This window comes from Xanthomonas sp. WHRI 7945 (assembly GCF_035026585.1).
In genome coordinates, this window is the sequence record NZ_JAYIQP010000012.1 from 1 (window position 1) to 20779 (window position 20779).

8 protein-coding genes are annotated in these 20779 nt (G+C 70.3%); 3 read left to right on the plus strand and 5 right to left on the minus strand.

Translation table 11 applies throughout. The annotated features are described in order from the left end of the window. Positions 1-298 precede the first annotated feature (298 nt). From VDQ83_RS11300 to VDQ83_RS11320, 5 genes are all read right to left on the minus strand, one after another. Complete coding sequence (locus tag VDQ83_RS11300) at positions 299-1462, minus strand: zinc-dependent alcohol dehydrogenase (protein ID WP_455434989.1); 1164 nt, start codon at positions 1460-1462, stop codon at positions 299-301. 119 nt (positions 1463-1581) lie between these two features. After that, on the minus strand, positions 1582-1830 hold the full coding sequence (locus VDQ83_RS11305) for a hypothetical protein (protein ID WP_455434990.1): 249 nt from the start codon (positions 1828-1830) through the stop codon (positions 1582-1584). Further along, positions 1803-10565 carry a GH36-type glycosyl hydrolase domain-containing protein gene (locus VDQ83_RS11310; RefSeq protein WP_455434991.1) on the minus strand — a complete coding sequence of 2921 codons (8763 nt, stop codon included), beginning with the start codon at positions 10563-10565 and terminating at the stop codon, positions 1803-1805. The genes VDQ83_RS11305 and VDQ83_RS11310 overlap by 28 nt, the downstream gene beginning before the upstream one ends. A 388-nt stretch (positions 10566-10953) precedes the next feature. Continuing rightward, on the minus strand, positions 10954-11697 hold the full coding sequence (locus VDQ83_RS11315; protein WP_309912437.1) for a FadR/GntR family transcriptional regulator: 744 nt from the start codon (positions 11695-11697) through the stop codon (positions 10954-10956). 106 nt (positions 11698-11803) lie between these two features. Beyond that, complete coding sequence (locus tag VDQ83_RS11320; protein ID WP_455434992.1) at positions 11804-14740, minus strand: TonB-dependent receptor; 2937 nt, start codon at positions 14738-14740, stop codon at positions 11804-11806. A gap of 280 nt (positions 14741-15020) precedes the next feature. Between VDQ83_RS11320 and VDQ83_RS11325 the strand changes: the two genes are divergently transcribed. From VDQ83_RS11325 to VDQ83_RS11335, 3 genes are read left to right on the plus strand one after another with little or no spacing between them, the layout of a single operon-like run. Continuing rightward, positions 15021-17216, plus strand: coding sequence for a polysaccharide lyase 6 family protein (locus tag VDQ83_RS11325; RefSeq protein ID WP_455434993.1), 2196 nt, complete (start codon positions 15021-15023; stop codon positions 17214-17216). Further along, positions 17213-19459: an oligoalginate lyase gene (locus VDQ83_RS11330; protein WP_455434994.1), complete on the plus strand. Its 2247-nt coding sequence runs from the start codon at positions 17213-17215 to the stop codon at positions 19457-19459. Before VDQ83_RS11325 ends, VDQ83_RS11330 begins: the two co-directional genes overlap by 4 nt. Next, the gene (locus VDQ83_RS11335) at positions 19456-20769 is read left to right on the plus strand and encodes an MFS transporter (RefSeq protein ID WP_455434995.1); all 1314 of its coding nucleotides are present in this window, start codon (positions 19456-19458) and stop codon (positions 20767-20769) included. The genes VDQ83_RS11330 and VDQ83_RS11335 overlap by 4 nt, the downstream gene beginning before the upstream one ends. Positions 20770-20779: the final 10 nt, after the last annotated feature.

Below are 20779 nucleotides of genomic sequence, written 5' to 3' on the forward strand. Positions count from 1 at the left end.
GAGGGCTATGAGCGGCGAAGCTGTTCCCTTCTCCCTTCGGGAGAAGGTGGCCCGCAGGGCCGGATGAGGGTACGGGCGCCCCCCCGCGCACCCGATTTCCACGAGACGCTTTCGCGCCGGACCCTCACCCCAACCCCTCTCCCGGGGGAGAGGGGCTATGTCTCGGCTGTCAGAGCGGTCACGGGAACGCCGCACAGGCTCAGGCAAGAATGAAGAGGCAGGCTCAGGCCAGAACAGCGTTCTTCGGGCGCAGCACAGCCCTCGCTCGCGCGGCGCAGCGAGCGCGGCACGGCCCGGTTCACGGGGTCAGGATGACCTTGCGGCAGTCCTGTTCCTTCTTGTCAAAGATCGCGTAGCCTTCGGCCGCCTGCGCCAGGCGCATGCGGTGGGTGATGATCTCGTTCGGCTTCAACCGGCCTTCGCCGATGTGCTCCAGCAGTTCGGGCATGAAGCGCTGCACGTGGGTCTGGCCCATCTTGAAGCTCAGCCCCTTGTCGAAGGCGTCGCCGAACAGGAAGCCGTGGATGAAGCCGGCATACACGCCGGGCACGCTGACCGTGCCGCCGCGGCGGGTAGCGGCGATGCACTGGCGTAACGCGGTGCCGCTGCTGCCTTCCAGCTTCAACGTGGCCATCACCGTCTCCACGGTGCTGCCCTTGGCCTCGAAGCCGACCGCGTCGATGCTCGCATCCACGCCGCGGCCGTCGGTCTGGCCGACGATGATGTCGGCCGGATCGTCGATCTCCTCGAAATTGAGCGGGATCACGCCGTAAGTTTTCTGTGCGAAATCCAGTCGGTACGGATACCTGTCGACCATGAAGATGCGCTCGGCGCCGAGCATGCGGCAGCATGCGGCGGTCATCAGCCCCACCGGGCCGGCGCCGAAGATCGCCACGGTGCTGCCCTGGCGCACGCCGCCATTGAGCGCGGCCTGGTAGCCGGTGGGCAGGATGTCGGACAGGAACAGCACCTGCTCGTCGTGCAGCACGTCCGGCACCACCAGCGGGCCGACGTTGGCCTTGGGCACGCGCACGTACTCGGCCTGGCCGCCGGCCACGCCGCCGTACAGATGGCTGTAGCCGAACAGCGCCGCCGGCGGGCGGATGCCCTTCTGGTTCAGCGCGGCGCCCTTGCCGGTGTTGGTGGTCTCGCAGGCGGCGTATTCGGTCAGGCGGCAATGGAAGCATTCGCCGCAGGCGATCACGAACGGAATTACCACGCGGTCGCCCCGCTTCAGCCGCTGCACGCCCGGGCCGACCTCTTCGACCACGCCCATGAATTCGTGGCCGAGCACGTCGCCGTCGTGCATGTCGGGGATCTTGCCGCGGTACAGGTGCAGGTCCGAACCACAGATCGCGGTCGCGGTGACGCGCAGCACGATGTCGTCGGCATCGACCAGTACCGGATCGGGAACGGTTTCGACGCGCACGTCTCTGGTGCCGTGATAGGTGAGGGCTTGCATAGGAGGGGGTCCTGTTGCGACGGCGTGGACTGCAGTGTGGCCGCGGGCGGCGTGCAACCCGGGTGACCATGCCGTGAGCCCTGCGTCGCGGCGCGGCGCCAACCCGTTCAGCGCGACATTCAGGGAGGCAGCAGATGCGCGTCGATCGCATGCTTTGCGAGCATCGCCGCCAGCGCCTGCCGCGCCCGCGCGCGATCGCACGGCGCGGCCGCATCCAGCAGCTCCTGCGCGAGCACGCCGAACTGCGGCCAGAATTCGGCCGGATCGCGCAGATGCGCGATCCATTCCGGCAGCATCGTCGCCAGATGCGCCAGCGCCGCCTGCGTCTGCGCGTGCGTGTTCACGACGGCGCGCGCGGCTGCCGCCATTGCACGCTGTGCACCGCGCCGTCGTCGGCCAGCGCGATGCGCGCGTCCGGCTGGCGCAGGCCGTCCACGAACAGGCCTGCGCCGTCGGTGGCGTCGCCTGCCTGGCCGGCGGCGTGCTGCAGCAGTTCGATGTGATACGTGCTGCTGCCGTGGCGGTACTGCAGTTCGCAGCGCTCCCAGTTGGCCGGCAGGCACGGCCGCAGTTGCAGGCTGTCGCCTTCGCGCTGCAGGCCCAGCAGCGATTCGACCAGCAGCCGGTACATCCAGCCGGCCGAGCCGGTGTACCAGGTCCAGCCGCCGCGGCCCACGTGCGGGGCCACGCCATAGACGTCGGCGGCCAGCACGTAGGGTTCGACCTTGTAGCGCTCGCTGGCCGCCGCATCCAGGCTGTGCCGGATCGGGTTGATCATCCGCGCCAGTTCCCAGGCGCGTTCGCCGTCGCCGAGCCGGGCGAAGGCCATCGCCGCCCACACCGCCGCGTGGGTGTACTGCCCGCCGTTCTCGCGCACCCCCGGCACGTAGCCGCGGATGTAGCCGGGATCGTGCTCGATGCGGTCGAACGGCGGCTCCAGCAGCTGGATCAGCCCGGCATCGCGCTTGACCAGGTGCTGGTCCAGCGCAGCCATCGCCTGCCGCGCGCGCGCCGGCTCGGCCGCGCCGGACAATACCGACCAGCTCTGCGAGATCGAGTCGATGCGGCATTCGGCGTTGTGCGCCGAGCCCAGCGCGGTGCCGTCGTCGAACCAGGCGCGCCGGTACCAGTCGCCGTCCCAGGCATGCGCCTCCAGATTGCCGCGCAGCGCATGCGCCGCCGCGTCGCATTCCTCGGCGAAGGCGGCGTCGTCGCGGCCGCGCGCCAGCGCCGCGAACTGCTGCAGCACGTGGAACAGGAAGAAGCCCAGCCACACGCTCTCGCCCTTGCCGCCCTCGCCCACCCGGTTCATGCCGTCGTTCCAGTCGCCGGTGCCGATCAGCGGCAGGCCGCGTTCGCCGAGCAGCGCCATGCCGCGGCGCAGCGCCTGCACGCAGTGCGCGTACAGCGGCGCGCGCTGGGCCGACGGCGCCGGCAGGTCGTAGTACGACTCCTCGTCGGCGCCGACGCTGCGGCCCTCGATGTAGCGCACGTCTTCGTCGAGCACGCCACGGTCGCCGGTGACCTGCAGGTAGCGGCACGCCGCCAGCGGCAGCCACAGGTAATCGTCGGAGCAGCGCGTGCGCACGCCGCGGTCCTGCGGCGGATGCCACCAGTGCAGCACGTCGCCCTGCGGGAACTGGTGCGCGGCGCTGGCCAGCAGGTGTTCGCGCGCCAACTCCGGCGTGGCATGGACCAGCGCCATCATGTCCTGCAGCTGGTCACGGAAACCGAACGCGCCGCCGGACTGGTAATAGCCGCTGCGCGCCAGGTAGCGGCAGGCCAGGGTCTGGTACGGCAGCCAGCCGTTGACCAGCAGATCCACGCTGGGATCGGGGGTCTTCACCTGCAGCCCGCCGAGCAGGTGGCGCCAATGGATGCGCACCGCGTCCAGCGCGTCGTGCGCGGCATCGCGGCCGCGCATGCGCCGCGCCAGTTCCACCGCGGCGGCATGGTCGGCGCCGGCGCCGAGCCGGAACACGATCTCGCACTCGGCGCCGGCGGCCAGGGTCAACGGCACCTGCAGCGCCGCGCACGGGTCCATCCCGGCCCCGAGGCGCCCGGACAGGCGTTCGCGGCGCAGCGCCTGCGGATCGGCCATGTCGCCGTTGCGACCGAGGAATTCGGTGCGGTCGCCGGTGCAGCTGCGGGTCGCCGCGTCCACGTCGAAGAACGCGGTGCGCGCGGCGAACTCGGCGTTGTACGGATTGCGCGCCAGCAGCGCGCCCTGCACACCGTCCTGCTCGCTGACCACATGCATCTGCGACTTCACCCGCAGGTCGCCCAGCACCCACTCCACGTAGCCGGTGGCCGACAGGCGGCGGCTGCGGCCGGACAGGTTGCGCAGCTTCAGCACCGAGAACTTCACCGCCTCGTGCAGCGCCACGTACACCCACAGCTCGCTGGCGATGCCGTCCTGCACGTGCTCGTAGACGCTGTAGCCGAAGCCGTGGCGGGTGCGGTAGTCGCCTTCGCCGCGGCGCGGCAGCGCCTGTGGCGACCACACCCGGCCGCTGTCCTCGTCGCGCAGGTAGAACGCTTCGCCGCAGGCGTCGGCGACCGGGTCGTTGTGCCACGGCGACAGGCGGAACTCGTGTGCGTTCTCGAACCAGGTGTAGCCGGCCGCGCTCTCGCTGAGCACGGTGCCCAGTTGCGCGTTGGCCAGCACGTTGGACCACGGCGCCGGGGTCGGCGCGCCCTCGCGCAGCGCGATCAGGTATTCGCGGCCGTCGGCGGCGAAGGCGCCGGTGCCGTTGTCGAACAGCGCCTGGCCATGCGCCGGCGCGAACGGCCACGGATCCTCGTGCGCCTCGTGCGCCTCGTGCGCCTCGTCGCCGGCGGCCGCGGCCGGCAGGTGCTCCTGCGCCTCCGCCAGCGCGGCGGCCGGCAACGGCACCAGTTCGGGCATGCCGCGTGGCGGCGGCAGATGCCGGCCGATCTGCGCGGCCAGGGTACCGCGCTGGTCGCTGACGATGACCCGCGCCACCACCTGCAGCAGGATGCGGTCTTCCTGCGAGATGTTCTGCACCGGGCGCACGAAGATGCCGCCGGGACGCTCCAGCACGCTGACGTCCGGATCGGCCGCGATCATGCCCAGGATCTGCTCCTGCAGCTGTTGCCGGTAGCCGCTCTGGCTTTCGTTCCAGATCACCAGGTCCGCATGCAGGCCCTTGAGCCGCCAGTACGCGTGCGCCTGCACCATCTGCCGCACCAGTTCGATGTTGTCGGCATCGCCGATCTGCAGCAGCGCGATCGGCAGGTCGCCGGAGATCGCATGGCCCCACAAGCCGGACTGGCCGCGCCGGTTCTGCAGCAGCAGTTCGCTGTCGGCGCGCAGCGCCGGATGCACGTACACCATCAGCCCGGCCAGGCGCTCGTACAGCTGCGCGTCGGCCTGCGAGGCATTGATCTGGCGGCGCACCACCTGGCTGTGGGTCCAGGCCAGGTCGAACACGCGATCGGCCAGGCGCCGATCGCGGTATTTGTCGATCAGCGCCGTGCACGCGTCGCGGTCGCCGCCGACGCCGTAGACGATGTCGATCATCGCGGTCTGCTCCGGCGCCAGCACGATCCGGCAGCGGATCGCCACCACCGGGTCGAGCACCGAGCCGGCGGTGTCGGACAGCGCCGCATCGTGGCTCAGCGCGCGCGGCGTGCGCGCACTGTTGCCGCGGCCGAGGAAGCGCGCGCGGTCGGTCTCGTAGGAGATCGCGCCGATATGCGCATCGTGCACCGCCACCAGGTGGAACATCCACGGCGCGACCTCGTCGTGCGCGCGGGTGCGCCGCGTGCACAGCAGCGCCTGCCGGTCGCGGGCGATCTCGGTCTGCACGAACAGGTTGCTGAAGGCCGGGTGCAGCTCGTCGGCGATGGCCGGCGCCAGCACCACTTCGGCATAGGTGGTGATCTCGATGGTGCGCGGCTGCCGCGAGCGGTTGCTGATCCGCAGCCGGCGCAGCTCGATGTCGTCCTCGGCGGAGATCGCCACTTCCATGTGCGTGTCGAAGCCGCGCTTGCGGCCACGGAATTCGGCCTTGGCGTCGGAGAAGATCGCCTCGTAGTGGTCCACCGCCACCGCGGTGGGCTGGTAGGCGGCCGACCAGTAGTCGCCGCTGTCCACGTCGCGCAGGTAGCAGAAGCTGCCCCAGTGGTCGCGGGTGCCGTCCTCGCGCCAGCGGGTGATGGCCATGTCGCGCATGCGGCTGTAGCCGCCGCCGGCGCTGGTCAGCAGGCCGTGGTAGCGGCCGTTGGAAAGCAGCTGCACCGCCGGCCGCGGGGCGCCCGGATCGCGGAACACGCGCAGCTGGGTCTCGTCCTCGCGCTCGTCCTGGGCATTGCGTACGGCGCCGTCGGCTTCCTGCGGATGGAACACGCCCACGCGCGGAATCCGCTCCTGCAGCAGCAGCAAGGTGGCCTGGAACTCGGCATCGGCGGCGAAGCGCTTCTGCATCGGCTGCTCGCGCAGCAGGTGGTCCAGCGCCAGCAGACCCATGCCCTGGTGATGCGCCATGTACGAGCGGATCAGTGCGTAGTCCTGGCCGGGCGGCACCCGGCTGGGGGTGTAGTCGATCGCCTCGTGCAGGCCGAAGCGGCCGCCGAAACCGGCATCGGCCAGCCGCTGCAGGTTGGCGCAGGCCGCTTCCGGGGCCACCATCAGCGCCATCATGCTCGCGTACGGCGCGATCACCAGGTCGTCGCCGAGCCCGCGCTTGAGGCCCAGCCCGGGCACGCCGAACGCGCGGTACTGGTAGTTCATCCGCGCATCGACCGCGTTGTAGCCGGACTCGGACACGCCCCACGGCACCGCGTGCCGCGCGCCGTGCGCGATCTGCGCATTGACCGCATGCACCGCGGTCTGGTCGAGCAAGGTGTCGGCATAGCTGGGCATCACCAGCTGCGGCATCAGGTATTCGAACATTGAACCGGTCCACGACAGTAGCGTCGCTTCGCCGTCGACCTCGGTGAGCTGGCGCCCGAGCGCGAACCAGCTTTCCTGCGGCAGCTGGCCCTGGGCGATGGCGACGAAGCTGCACAGCCGCGCCTCCGACGCCAGCAGGTCGTAATAGCCTTGGTCCAGGCGCCGCTCGTCGACGTTGTAGCCGATCGCCAGCAGGCGCCGCGCCGGATCGTAGAGGAACGCGTATTCCATCAGCGACAGCTGCCCGGCGATGTGCGCCAGGCGCTCGAGCTGGTGGATGCGCGCGCGGGCGCGCTCGGCCGCCGCGGCATCGTGGGTCTGCGCGGCCAGCGCGCGCAGCGTCGGCAGCGGCGCCTCGGTCGCGGCGGTGGAGGCCGCGTCGCCGTCGGCCGCCGTCGCCCACGGTGCGAACTCGCGCAGTTCCTGCTGCGCCGCGCTGCACGCATCCAGCAGCACCTGCGGCCAATGCGGCGCCAACGCGTCGGCAGAGTGCTCGGCAGTAGGCGCAGGCCAGCGCTCGGCGATCGCCTCCGCCTGCACAGCCAACGCGCACAGCGCGTGCCAGGCCTGCGCCAGCGTCTGCGGCGGGGTCGCGCGCAGCGCCTGCAGGCGCAGCTCGACGTCCTGCAGCGCCGGCTGCAGCGCGGCCGCTGCGGCCGGGTCGGCGGCTGCAGTCTCGCGCAGCACGCCGAGCGTGTCGGCCAGTCCGTCGAAGGTGGCCGCCGCCAGCAGCGGCGCATCGCACAGCGCCAGCAGGCCCTGGCGCAGGGTCAACAAGTGCCCGGCCAGGTTGCCGCTGTCCACTGTCGACAGGTAGGCCGGCGGCAACGGCAACAGGGTCTCGGTGTCGTACCAGTTGTAGAAATGGCCGCGGTGGCGCGGCAGCGTCTCCATCGTCGCCAGGGTCAGCCGGGTGCGCTCGATCACCCCGCCCGGCTGCAGGTAGCCCAGGTCGTAGGCGGCCAGGTTGCCGAGCAGGGCCAGGCCGATGTTGGTCGGCGAGGTGCGCCGCGCCACCACCAGTTGCGGATGCTCCTGCACGTTGTCCGGCGGCAGCCAATGGTCCTGCGCGCGCATGTGCACTTCGAAGAAGGCCCAGGTACGCCGCGACAGCCGGCCGAGGAAGGCCCGTTGCGGCGGCGCCAGCTGCGCGCGGCGTGGCGCGTCGGCATGCCCCATCCAGGCCATCAGCGCCGGGGCGACGATCCACAGCGCCAGGATCGGCGCGGCGACCCACAGCGCATGCGGCTGCCGCCACGCCAGCACGGCCAGCAGCGCCAGCGCGGCCAGCGCCGCCGGCGCCATGCCGCCCAGTTCGGCCGCATTGCCGTGGCCCAGGCTGCGCGCCACGTCGCTGGATGCATGCCATTGCAGCAGGCGCCGGCGGCTGACCAGCATGCGCCACAGCGTGCGCGCGATCGCCAGCGCGGCGTAGCCGGCTTCGTACGGCAGGCAGGCCAGCGCCACCAGCGCGCGTTGCAGTTGCGTCGCCAAGGCCTTGGCCAGCGTGCCCAGGTGCATGCGCCAGGCCATGTCCAGCGGCTTGGCGACCAGATCGTGCAGCGCCGGCACCACGATCGGCAGCACCAACAGGCCCAGCAGCCAGGCCGTCCAGGCCGCCGGCCGCGGCAGCCACAGCCAGCCGATCGCCAGCAACGCGGTGACCGCGATCGGCACCAGGCTGCGGCGCAGGTTGTCCAGCAGCTTGCCGAGCGACAGGATCGACAGCGGATTGCGCCGGTAGCGCCCGGCGGCGTCCGGCACCCACGGCAACAGCCACGGCAGCAGCTGCCAGTCGCCGCGGATCCAGCGCGCGCGGCGCTTCACGTCGGCCGCGTAGCGCGCCGGGTAATCCTCGAACAGGCGCACGTCGCTGACCAGGCCGGCGCGCGCGTAGCAGCCTTCCAGCAGGTCGTGGCTGAGGATGCGGTTGTCGGGCAGGCGCCCGTCCAGCGCCTGTTCGAACGCATCCACGTCGTAGATGCCCTTGCCGACGAACGAGCCTTCGCCGAACAGGTCCTGGTACACGTCGGACACGGTGCGCGTGTACGGATCGATCCCCGGCTCGCTGCCGAACAGGCGCGCGTAGCGGGTGATGCGGTGGCCGCTCATGCTGCTGCCCACGCTCGGCTGCAGGATGCCGTAGCCGCGGGTCACGCGGCCCAGGGCGGGATCGATGCGCGCGCGGTTCAGCGGATGCGCCAGGGTCGCGACGAACTCGCGCGCCGCATCGCGCGGCAGCCGCGTGTCCGCGTCCAGGGTGATCACGTAACGCACCTGCGCCAGCAGCGCGGTCGCGCCGATCGCCGCGCTGAAATCGGCATCGGCCGCGCCGCCGCGCAGCAGCCGGTTCAGCGCCGCCAGCTTGCCGCGCTTGCGCTCGTGGCCGATCCAGGCGCGCTCGCCGGCGCTCCACAGGCGCGGGCGGTGCAGCAGGAAGAAGCGGTCGCCGCGTTCGGGCGCGTAGCGCTGGTTGAGGCTGGCGATGTGCTGCGTCGCATGCTCGAGCAGCGCCGCGTCGCCGGGCAGCGTCGCCTGCGCGGCATCCAGGAAATCGGTCAGCAGCGCGAAATGCAGCTGCACGTCGCGGTTGGCCAGGAACCGCACTTCCAGCGCCTCGGCCAGTTCGTCGATCGTGGCCGTGTCGCTGAGCATGCTCGGCACTACCACCAGCGTGCGCGCGCCGGTCGGAATGCCCTTGGAAAAGTCCATCCGCGGCAGCGTGCGCGGCGCCACCAGCAGCGTCGCCGCCCAGTTGACCAGCGCCACGCCCAGCTCGCTGAACGCCAACGCGCCCAGCAGCGCGGTCGTCGCCCACAGCCATGCCGGCACCGCGGCCAACGCATGCAACTGCTCGAGCAGCGTCCAGGCGCCGAAGGCGGCGATCGCCGCGATCGGCAGCAGATACGCGGGCAGCGGCAGCGTGCGCCGGGCCACGTGGGGCCGGCGGCGCGCGCGCGGCAAGGCGGCGATCGCCGCGGGCAGGTCGCGCTGGCCGTCGTCGACCAGGTAGTAGCCGACATGGCGCCGGTCGTCCGCGGACGCGGCATGCGCCAGCTGCAGCACGCACGCGGCCACCGCCTCTTCGCTGGCGCCGCTGCGCCGCGCCAGCAGCTCGACGCTGTGCCGGTAGCTGTCGCGGGTCTGGAAATCCATCTGCGCATAGGTACCTTGCGGATCGCGGCGCAGATGCGCTTCGACCACGCTCAGGTCCTCGACGAAATCGCGCCAGTCCATCGTCGCCAGAAAACGCAGGCTGACGATGCTGTTGCTGATCGAGACCTGGTCGGCGGCCTGCTGCTGGCTTTCCGCGTGCACCATTTGGTCGATGCGCTGGCCGCCGTCGGCCAGCCACTGCTCGACCCAGGTGACCGGCATCGCCAGCACCCCGCCACGCCCGTGCAGCCCGCGCACCAGCTCGGCGACGAAGGCGCCGGACAGCGGCGGCTGCGAACGCGCCATGTCCGCGACCACCAGCACCACGCTCTTGGGATCCTCCGTGGCGCTGGTATTGAGCCGGTCGGCCCAGTCGCTGGCCAGGCGGTGGTCGATGCCGTCGCGCATCACCCGCGCCGCGACCCGGCGCAGGTTCTCCAGCAGGCCCAGGCGCAGCATGATCGGGATCGCCCACAGCTCGCCCAGCATCAGCGGCGTCACCGTCTGGTAGGCGGCGATGAAGCGGCTGGCCATGTCGGCATCGATGCGGCCGTCGCCGTGGGCGATCGCGTCCATCGACAAGGCGTACACGCGCGGCAATCCGGCCGAGACGCCCTGCGCCAGCGCCGGCAGCTGGCGGCTGTAGCCGGCCGGCAGATGGCGCCGCGCGATCAGGATCTGTTCTTCGACCAGGTAGAAGTTGTCCAGCAGCCACTCGCCGGCCGGGGTGACGCGGATGCCGTCGCGGACCATCGCCGCGAGCATCGCCAGCGCATCGCGCAGGACGTCCTCGTTCTGCTTCAGCCGCGCCAGCAGCACCTCGGGGCTGCGCCCGCCGCGCACCCGGTGGCTGCGCGCCAGGGCTTCGCCGTGCGCCGCCATCTGTTCGGCGCTGAGCAGCTGCGCGCGCAGCGGCTCTTCGGCCGGCGGCGGCTTGCGGCCGCGTTGCAGGAACCGCGCGCGCATGCCGGACAGGCCGCGCCGATAAGGAAGCAGCCGTCTACGCAACGCACGCCAGGGGGACGCCATGATGATCCAGAGGGGCCACAGAGCCCGCTTGGCGCCATGCTTAACAGGCGCCGGCAGCGCCAGGCGTGAATGCGGGCAGCACCGTGCGCGCCATTGCCGAGCGCGTTTGCCGCGTCGCACCAGGGGCCACCGCACTGCGGTTGACGCTGCGGCCTGCGCACAGCGCGGCAAGTGCGTTCAGGCGCCGATGCGGGCGGTGTCGCCGGCGGGCGCAACTCGCCGCGATTGCGGCGCGATTGCGCAGAATGCAGACGCCGCAAAACCAGGCGCACACGCGCCGGCGATGGCCACAATGGCGAAGACAATGACACATAGCGCGCGCTTCCGCCTGCGCGCATGGCGCCGCAGCGCCGACAGCGGATGCCTTACGCCAGAAGCGGCGCCCGGCTCAGATCCGCGTGGTCGCCAGGAAGCGCTCGCGGTCCTGCTGGGTGCGGCGGCGGATCTCGGCCAGGGCCTGGCTTTCGGTGGCTTCCAGCATCGACTCGAACAGGCGCTGGAAGTGATTGCGCATCGCGTTGCGCGAGGCCGCCGGGTCGCGCGTCTTCAGCGCTTCCAGGATCGCGGCATGCTCGTCGGTGCGGGTGGCGTCGTCCTGGTGGCAGACGTGCGCGTACACCTGGCGCACCCGCGGCAGTTCGTTGCGCATGCGCCAGATCAGGTGGATGCAGTATTCCACCACCGGATTGCCGGACAGGCGCGCAATGGTCAGATGGAAGCGGCGGTCGTATTCGCCGGCCATTTCCTCGGTGGTGGTCGGATCGGACATCGCCGTCACCAGGGTCTGCAGTTCCTCGATGTCCGCATCGGTCAGGCGCCCGGCGGCCAGCGCCGCGGCTTCGGCCTCGATCACCGTGCGCGCGGCGGTCAGGTCGAACGCGGTGACGTCGGGCAGCGCGCCCTGCGCGTCGATCGGGCGCGGCCGCACGTACACGCCCGAGCCGGTCTTGATCGCGATCCAGCCCTGCGCTTCCAGCGCGATCTCCGCCTCGCGGATGGTCACCCGGCTCACCCCGAAGCGCTCGGCCAGATCGCGCTCGCCCGGCAGCCGCGAACCGGTCGGGAACTCGCCCGATTCGATCAGCGACAGGATCTTCGCGGCAATGGACTGGTAGAGGCGGCTTTCGGACATTCGAGCTAGGGATCCGTCTGGTGAATTCCACAGCGGCGCCGGGACGACGCGCCGGCGCCTGCTGCGGCTCGAAAAACGGCGCGGCTCGGGAGCCGCGCCGCTGCGTTCAGAACTTGTATCGTACACCGAAATATGCGCGCCGCCCGTAGCTCACGTATTCGCGGAAGTTGCCGTAGACAGGCTGGGATGCGACCCGCGGTTCGTTGGTCAGGTTCATCAACTCCAGCGACAGCGACAGGTTCTTGCTGACCCGGTAGCGGGCGCGGAAATCCACGCTGGTGTTGTCGTCGTAGTAGCGGTTCTGCTGCGCGGTGTTGCCGGTGAAGTCCTGGTAGTACTTGGAGCGGTACTTGCCGATCGCCTGCATGTCGAAGCGGCCCAGTTCCCAGTACAGCGAGCCGGACAGCACGTGCCGCGAGAAGCCGCTGAGCCCGGCCGGGCCCACGATCGCCGGGATCACCGTGCCGGTGACCGCATCGACCTGCTCGCCCAGCCGCGGGTCCTGGGTTTCGTAGTCGGTGTCGGCGTAGTTGTAGCTGAGCTTGAAGCCGAGCCCGTCCAGCGGCTTGGGCAGGTAGGAGAAGCGGTGCGCGGCGCTGAGTTCGAAGCCGGTCAGCGTGCTCTTCTTGTCGGTGGTCACCTGCCGCGGCACCGACACGGTGGCGCTGCGCCCGTCGACCACGAAGGTCTCGTCGAACAGCGCGGTCTCGGTGCCGCCGTTGAACTGCTTCCAGTACACCGCGCCGGCCAGCATGCTGTCCTCGTTCGGGTACCACTCCAGCGACACGTCGCCGTTCCACGACATCAGCGGCTTGGTCTCGGGGTTGCCGGTGGCGGTGATGCCGGCCAGCGCCTCCTCCAGGCTGGTGAAGTTCTCGGTGCCGGTGAGGTTGACGTTGCGGCCCGACCCCAGCGCGGCGATGTCCGGACGCGACATCGCGCGGTAGCCGGCCAACCGCAGCAGCAGGTTGTCGCGCAGTTCGAAGGACGCGTTGGCGCTGGGCAGCAGCTTGTCGTTGCCGGCCTTGGCGACCAGGGTCTGGTAGCTGCCGGTCGGCTGCAGGCGCAAGGTGCCGGCGCCGTTGTCGATCAGGTCCAGGTCGGCGCGCACGCCTTCCGAGCGCACGTCGGTCTTGACCCAGCGCACGCCCATGTTGCCCGACACCGGCAAGCCGAACAGCTCGCTGCGGAAGTCGGCCATCAGGAACAGCGCCTTGGTCTTCTCCACCACGTCGACGTTGTTGGGATCGCGGTAGTTCGGATCCACGCCGGTGTCGCTGCTGCCGCGGAACGCTTCGTACAGGCAGGACGGATCGAAGTAGGCCCAGCTGGAGATGGTGTTGCCGCTGGCATCGTCGAGGAAATCGTCCTGCGGGAACGGCGCGCGGCAGGCGCGGTTGGCGGCGATGATCTGGGTGCGTCCGGCGCCGCTGGCGGCGATGTCGGTGGTGATGGTGTTGTCGAAGTAGCTGTAGTCGGCCTGGCTGGCGCGCAGGCCGAAGGTGATCTTGGTCAGCAGGCCGTCCTCGGGCAGGTAGCTGACGTCGAAGCGGCCGGCACGGATGCGGTGGTCGTTCTTTTCCTCTTCGGAGGTGACCCGCGCCGCGCCGGTGTAGGCGTCCCAGTCGTTGACGTCGAACGCCGGGTCGAGCGCGATGCTCGGCACGTCGCCGATGTTGTCCCAGTCGTAGTTGACGTAGCCGGTGGCGCCGCTGCTGATGCCCGGCACCACCGCGTTGTTGACGTCCCGGGCGTTGGCGCGCAGGCGGGTCATGCGCTGGGTGTCCTGGCGCACGGTGTGCGAATAGGAGAGGTCGGTGGCGATCTCCCAGGCCACGCTGGGGCGCAGGATGATGTTGAGGCCGCCGCCGGTGTATTCCTCGTTGCGGTCGTAGCGGGTCGAGGTGGAATCGATCGAGGTGTTGCCCGAATAGCTGCGCAGCACGCCGTTGGCGTCGACGTCGCGATTGACGATGCCGCGGCGGGTGTTGGACAGGCTCAGGTCCGAGCGATTCTCGTGCCAGTTGCGGTCGGTGTGTTCGTAGTCGACGTTGACCTCGAGCAGGTCGTTGGGCTTCCACTGCACTGCGGCGAACTCGGACTGGCGGTCGTTGCGCTCCTGCTTGAGCCGGTAGATGCGGCTGCTGGGCACCAGGTAGTACGGCGCGCCGTTGGCGATGGCGTTGGCGCCGACCTCGGCGCAGTTGGCGTTGCGCACGTTCTGGGTGCCGTCGCAGGCGTACCAGGTCGAGCCGCTGGTCATGCTCTCTTCCGGATCGGTGCCGTCCAGCGCCTGCAGGCCGATCGACACGCCGAGCTTGCCGCCGTTGGCGAACTCGAACTGGTCGATGTAGCTGGCGGTGCCGCGCCAGCCGATGCCGTCCTTGTCGCGGTACTTGCTGTCGTACTCGGCCCAGCTGCCGCGGCCGTCGATCTGGATCGCGCGCTTGCCGTAGTCCAGCGGCTTGACCGTCTCCAGGCCGATGGTGCCGGCGACGCCGCCTTCGATCAGGTCGGCGCGCTGGGTCTTGTAGATGGCCACGGTGTTGATCAGTTCGGCCGGGAACATGTTGAAGTTGACCGAGCGGTCGCCGCTGCCGTTGGTGATCTCGCGGCCGTTGAACTGGGTGCTGCTGAGGAACGCGCCGAGGCCGCGGATGGAGATTTCCGAGGCGCCGGTCTTGTCGCGGGTGGAGGCCGCGCCGGTCAGGGTCTCGATCGCGTCGGCCAGCGACGGCGCCGGCAGGTCGCCGATGTCCTCGGCCGAGAGCACGTCGGAGATCACCGTGTCGTCGCGCTTCTTGTTGATCGAGGACTGGATCGAGCCGCGGATGCCGGTGACCTGGACTTGGTCCAGCGTGGTCGCCCCGCTCGCCGGGGTGGCCGGAGCGTCCGCCGCGGCGGCTGCGACCGGCTCAGCCGGCGCCTCCTGCGCCCAGGCCATGCCGCTGGTCAACGATGCCGCGATGGCGCAGGCCAGGGCGCTGCGCAGTGCGCGCGCGCCGGCGCGTCTGGCGGACGGGGCCGTATAGGGGTGCCGCATGATCTCTCCTCCCGAGTGAACGCCGTAAAGGACGACGACTGGGAGCGGAGCCTTTCACCCGTCACCGACCAATGTCAACAAATTGGTAGAAATATCCGTACAGGCCAATTGGTACGTACGATTGATCAGCATTTATGTGCGTTTGCAGCACGATTTATGCGCCAAAACACCTTTCCAGATAAATGATTTTTGGTATGCAAATCTGGTTGACGAGTGTTCGACCTCTGCTACCATCCGGGCCACGGCGGCGCCGCCTCGGCGCGCATCGAGGGAGCAAACCATGGCACCGATCGCTTCGCGCAACCGCTTCGCGCTGCTGTTCCTCGCGCTCGCCGCCGGCCAGGCCGCGGCCGCCGACATCCTGGTGAGCACGCCGGCCGAATACCGCGCCGCCACCGGCGCCCTGCAGCCTGGCGACCACGTGATCCTGGCCAACGGCGAGTGGCGCGACTTCCAGATCGTGTTCACCGGCAAGGGCACCGCGGCGCAGCCGATCCGGCTGAGCGCGCAGACCCCGGGCCAGGTGATCGTCACCGGCCAGTCCAACCTACGCATGGCCGGCGAGTACCTGGTGGTGAGCGACCTGGTGTTCCGCGACGGCTACAGCCCGACCGAGGCGGTGCTGTCCTACCGCGTCTCCAGCAAGGAGCGCGCGCGCCACAGCCGCATCACCCGGGTCGTGGTCGACCGCTTCAACCAGCCCGAGCGCAGCCGCTCGGACAACTGGGTGGCCATGTACGACAACCACAACCGCTTCGACCACAACCAGCTGGTGGGCAAGAACAACGCCGGCCCGACCATGGTCGTGGTCCGCGACACCGTGCAGGGCCTGGACAACCGCCACCGCATCGACCACAACTGGTTCGGCCCGCGCCCCAACCTGGGCGCCAACGGCGGCGAGACCCTGCGCATCGGCACCAGCAACGACGCCAGCTCCGATTCCAATTCGCTGGTCGAGAACAACTGGTTCGAAGGCTGCGACGGCGAAGTGGAGGTGGTCTCCAACAAGTCCGGCGGCAACACCTACCGCGGCAACGTGTTCAAGCGCTCGCGCGGCGCGCTGGTGCTGCGCCATGGCGACGGCAACCTGGTCGAGAACAACGTGTTCTTCGGCGACGGCAAGGACGACACCGGCGGCATCCGCGTCATCAACCGCCGGCAGACGGTGCGCAACAACTACCTGGAAGGCCTGGCCGGCGACGGTTATTCCTCGGCATTGAGCATCATGTACGGCGTGCCCAACTCGCCGGCCAACCGCTACGTGCAGGTGCAGCAAGCGCTGATCGAGCACAACACCTTCGTCGCCAGCAAGCAGTTGTTCTTCGGCGCCGGCAAGGACGACGAACGCACCGCCGCGCCGATCGACAGCGACTTCGCCGACAACCTGATCGTCGCCGAGCGCGACCCGGTGCGTGTGCTCGGCGACCTGTCCGGCATCGCCTTCGCCGGCAACCTGCAGAGCCCGGCCGCCTCGCCGCTGCTGCCCGGCGGCGTGACCGGCCGCACGCTGACGATGACGCGCGCGGCGACCGGCCTGTTGGTCGCGGCCGATGCCGGCGGCGCCGGCGCCGATCCGGCGCTGACCTACGTGCCGCGCGACGACGTCGGCGTGGCCTGGTACGCCAAGGAAACGGTGCCGGTCGCGCTGGACAGCGGCCGCCGCCAGCGCGTGCGGCCGGGCAACGACACCCTGGCCGACGCGGTGGCCGCCGCCGGCGCCGGCGACCGCCTGCAACTGGACGCCGGCCGCTACCAGGTGAACCAGGTGCTGGCGCTGCGCCACCCGCTCAGCGTCGAAGGTCCACCGCGCGGCCAGGCGCAGATCGCGTTCTCGCGCTCCACCCTGTTCCAGATCGACGCCGGCGGCGCGCTGAAGCTGGCGCGGCTGCAGATCGACGGCAGCGCCGCGCCGGACGAAGTGGGCAATGCGGTGATCCGCACCGCTCCCGGTTCCAATGCCGCCAACTACGAACTGATCGTCGAGGACAGCCGCATCCACGGCCTCACCGTCAACCGCGGCTTCGACGTGATCGCGCTGGGCAAGGGCACCCTGGCCGAGCGCATCGCGCTGCGCCGGGTGGTGGTGGAAGACGTCTCCGGCGCGGTGCTGTCGGCGCATGCGGAGACCGACGACCGCGGCACCTACAACGCCGAGCGCGTGGAGATCGCCGATTCGCAGTTCCGCCGCGTCGGCGGGCCGGCGGTGGACCTGTACCGCGGCGGCCGCGACGAAAGCACCTTCGGCCCGGTGCTGACGGTCAGCGGCTCGCGCTTCGAGCGCGTCGGCGGCGCCGAGGCGCCGTCGCTGCGCCTGCACGGCGTGCAGCGCGCCTTCCTGCACGACAACCAGTTCGTCGACAGCGCCGCGGTCAGCAGCGTCCGCACCACCGGCACGCCGCAGCTGATCGCCACCCGCAACCAATTCCTCGGCACCCCGGCCCTGCCGGTCGATGCCGGCGCGGAGCCTTTGCTATGACCCGATCCAATCGCCTGATGCTGCTGGTGCTGGCCGTCGCCGGCAGCGCGCCCGCCGCCTGGGCAGCGCCTGCCGCGAACCCCGCGGCCCCGGCCGCCAGCAGCAGCACCGTCGCCAGCGATGCCGCACCGGTGCTGGTCACCGCGGCGCAATGGCGGCAGATGGCCAGCGAGGGCGCGCGCCACCCGCTGTTCGCGCGCGAACAGGCGCGTGCCGAAGCCAGCCTGCGCAAGGCGATGCGCGCCGGCATCGACGTGCCGCTGCCCAAGGACCCCGGCGGCGGCGCCAGCCACGAGCAGCACAAACGCAACTACCAGGCGATCCAGGCCGCCGGTGCGCTTTACCGGCTCACCGGCGAGCGCGCCTACGCCGACTACGCGCGCGACCTGCTGCTGGCCTACGCCAAGCTGTACCCGACCCTGGGCGCGCATCCGGCCGGGCGCGGCCAGGTGCCGGGCCGGCTGTTCTGGCAATCGCTCAACGACTCGGTGTGGCTGGTCTACGCCGCGCAGGGCTACGACGCGATCCGCGACAGCCTCAGCCCCGCCGAGCGCGCCACCATCGACGCGCAGGTGTTCCGGCGCATGGCGCATTTCCTGTGCGACGAAAGCCCGGACAACTTCGACAAGATCCACAACCACGCCACCTGGGCGGTGGCCGCGGTCGGCATGACCGGCTACGTGCTGCGCGACCAGACCCTGGTCGACAAGGCGCTGCGCGGTAGCAAGCAGGACGGCAACGCCGGCTTCCTCAAGCAGATCGACCAGCTGTTCTCGCCCGACGGCTACTACGCCGAAGGCCCCTACTACCAGCGCTACGCGCTGGCGCCGTTCGTGCTGTTCGCCAATGCGATCGAACGCAACCAGCCGCAGCAGAAGATCTTCCAGCGCCGTGACGGCGTGCTGCTGAAGGCGGTGGATACGCTGGTGCAGAGCAGCTACGCCGGCTACTTCTTCCCGATCAACGACGCCATTCTGGACAAGGGCCTGGACACCGAGGAACTGGTCGCCGGCCTCGGCATCGCCTACGCGCAGACCCACGACGCGCGGCTGCTGTCGATCGCCCAGCGCCAGCAGCGCGTGCTGCTGACCCCCGAGGGCCTGGGCGTGGCCGCGGCGCTGGCGCAGGACAAGGCCAAGCCGTTCGCGTTCCGCTCCGCGCTGCTGCGCGACGGCGCCGACGGCGATCACGGCGCGCTGGCGATCCTGCGCGCCGGCGGCGAGGACGGCCAGACCCTGGTGATGAAGAACACCTCGCAGGGCATGGGCCACGGCCACTTCGACAAGCTGAACTGGCTGTTCTACGACAACGGCCAGCGCGTGGTCACCGACTACGGCGCGGCGCGCTTCCTCAACGTGGAGGCCAAGTCCGGCGGCATCTACCTGCCCGAGAACACCAGCTGGGCCAAGACCACGGTGGCGCACAACACGCTGGTGGTGAACGAGCGCAGCCACTTCGACGGCGACTGGCGCGTGGGCGAGGAACATGCGCCGACGCCATTGCTGTTCGCCCACGACGCCACCACCCAGATCGTCTCCGCGCGCATGGACCAGGCCTACGAGGGCGTCAGCTTCACCCGCACCCAGGCGCTGCTGAGCCATCCGGAGCTGGGGCTGCCGATCGTGATCGACCTGCTGCGCGTGCACGGCGCCAAGCCGGCGCGCTACGACCTGCCGCTGCATTTCAACGGCCACATCATGCGGGTCGGCTTCGACGCCAAGCGCGCTGTGGCCGAACGCCCGGTGCTGGGCAAGGCCAACGGCTACCAGCACCTGTGGGTGGACGCCAGCAGCGAGGCATCGACGGCGCCGCGCAGCCTGAGCTGGCTGCTGGACGGCCGCTTCTACAGCTACCGCTTCGGCAGCAGCGCGCCGTCGCGCGCGATCCTGGCCGAGAGCGGCGCCAACGATCCGGACTTCAACCTGCGCCGCGAACCGATGCTGCTGCAGCGCGTGGACGGCCAGGCCGACGTCAGCTTCTTCGGCGTGCTGGAACCGCACGGCGAGTACAACGGCACCGCCGAATACGTGCACGGCGCCGACAGCCGCATCCGCGCCATCGCCCGCGTGCGCGGCGACGATGCCGAGGTGATCGTGCTGACCCTGGCCTCGGGCAAGACCCTGGCGCTGGCGGTGGCCGACGATGCCGCCGACGGCCGCGAGCACAGCGTGCAGGCGCATGGCCAACGCTATGCCTGGCGCGGCGGCTATGCGCGCTTCGACCGCGCGGCGGGTGGCAAATGAGCGCGCCCGTCTTCGCCAAGCCGGGCAAGCCGACCAAGCGCAGCGCGGTGCGCTGGATGATCGTAGGCCTGATCGCGGTGGCCACGGTGATCAACTACATCGACCGCAACGCGCTGGCGGTGATGTGGCCGGCGATCTCGCAGGACATCGGCGCGACCAAGGAAGACTACGCGCTGCTGGTGACCATCTTCATGCTGTTCTACGCGGCCGGGCAGTTCGTGTTCGGACGCCTGTTCGACATCATCGGCACGCGCATGGGCTTCGCGCTGTCGATCGCGGTGTGGTCGATCTCGATCGCCCTGCATGCGGTGACCCATTCGATCACCTCCTTCAGCGTCGTGCGGGCGATGCTCGGCATCAGCGAGGCCGGCGCCTGGCCGGGCGCGGTCAAGGCCAACGCCGAGTGGTTCCCCGCGCGCGAACGCGCATTGGCGCAAGGCATCTTCAACGCCGGCGCCTCGATCGGCGCGATCGTGTCGGCACCGCTGATCGCGCTGCTGTTCCTGTGGCTGGGCTGGAAAGGCACCTTCGTGCTGGTCGGAGCGCTCGGCTTCGTGTGGCTGCTGCCGTGGCTGGTGATCTACCGCGCCGGCCCGGACAGGCATCCGTGGGTGGATGCCGCCGAGCGCGCGCTGATCCTGGACGCGCCCGCCGACGGCAGCGTGTCGGACAAGCCCGCCTACCTGCCAAGCCTGCGCCAGATCATGTCGCACCGGCAGAGCTGGGGCATCGTGCTGTCGCGCTTCTTCATCGACCCGATCTGGTGGCTGTTCGTGTCGTGGCTGCCGATCTACCTGGCCGAGACCTTCCACTTCGACATCAAGCAGATCGGCGCGTTCGCCTGGGTGCCGTTCGTCGGCGCGATGCTCGGCAGCCTGTCCGGCGGCTGGCTGTCGGGACGGCTGATCGCGGCCGGCTGGAGCGTGGACCGCGCACGCAAATGGACCATCACCCTGGGCGGGGCGATCATGGCCCCAGCCCTGCTCGGCGCGGTGCTCGCCGCCGATCCGACCATCGCGGTGCTGACCATCGCCGCGGTGCTGTTCGGTTTCCAGATCGCGATCGGCAACATCCAGACCCTGCCCGGCGACCTGTTCGACGGCAAATCGGTCGGCTCGCTGGCCGGCATCGGCGGCATGGCCGCGGTCGCCGGCACCCTGATCACCACCTGGCTGGTGCCGGTGATGACCGCCGACTCCTACGCGCCGATGTTCATCCTGGTCGCCGCGCTGGTGCCGGCCTCGCTGGCCGCGCTGTGGCTGGTCACCGGCCGCATCCACAAGCTCGACGCTCACCCCACGCGCGACTGATCGCGCTCCT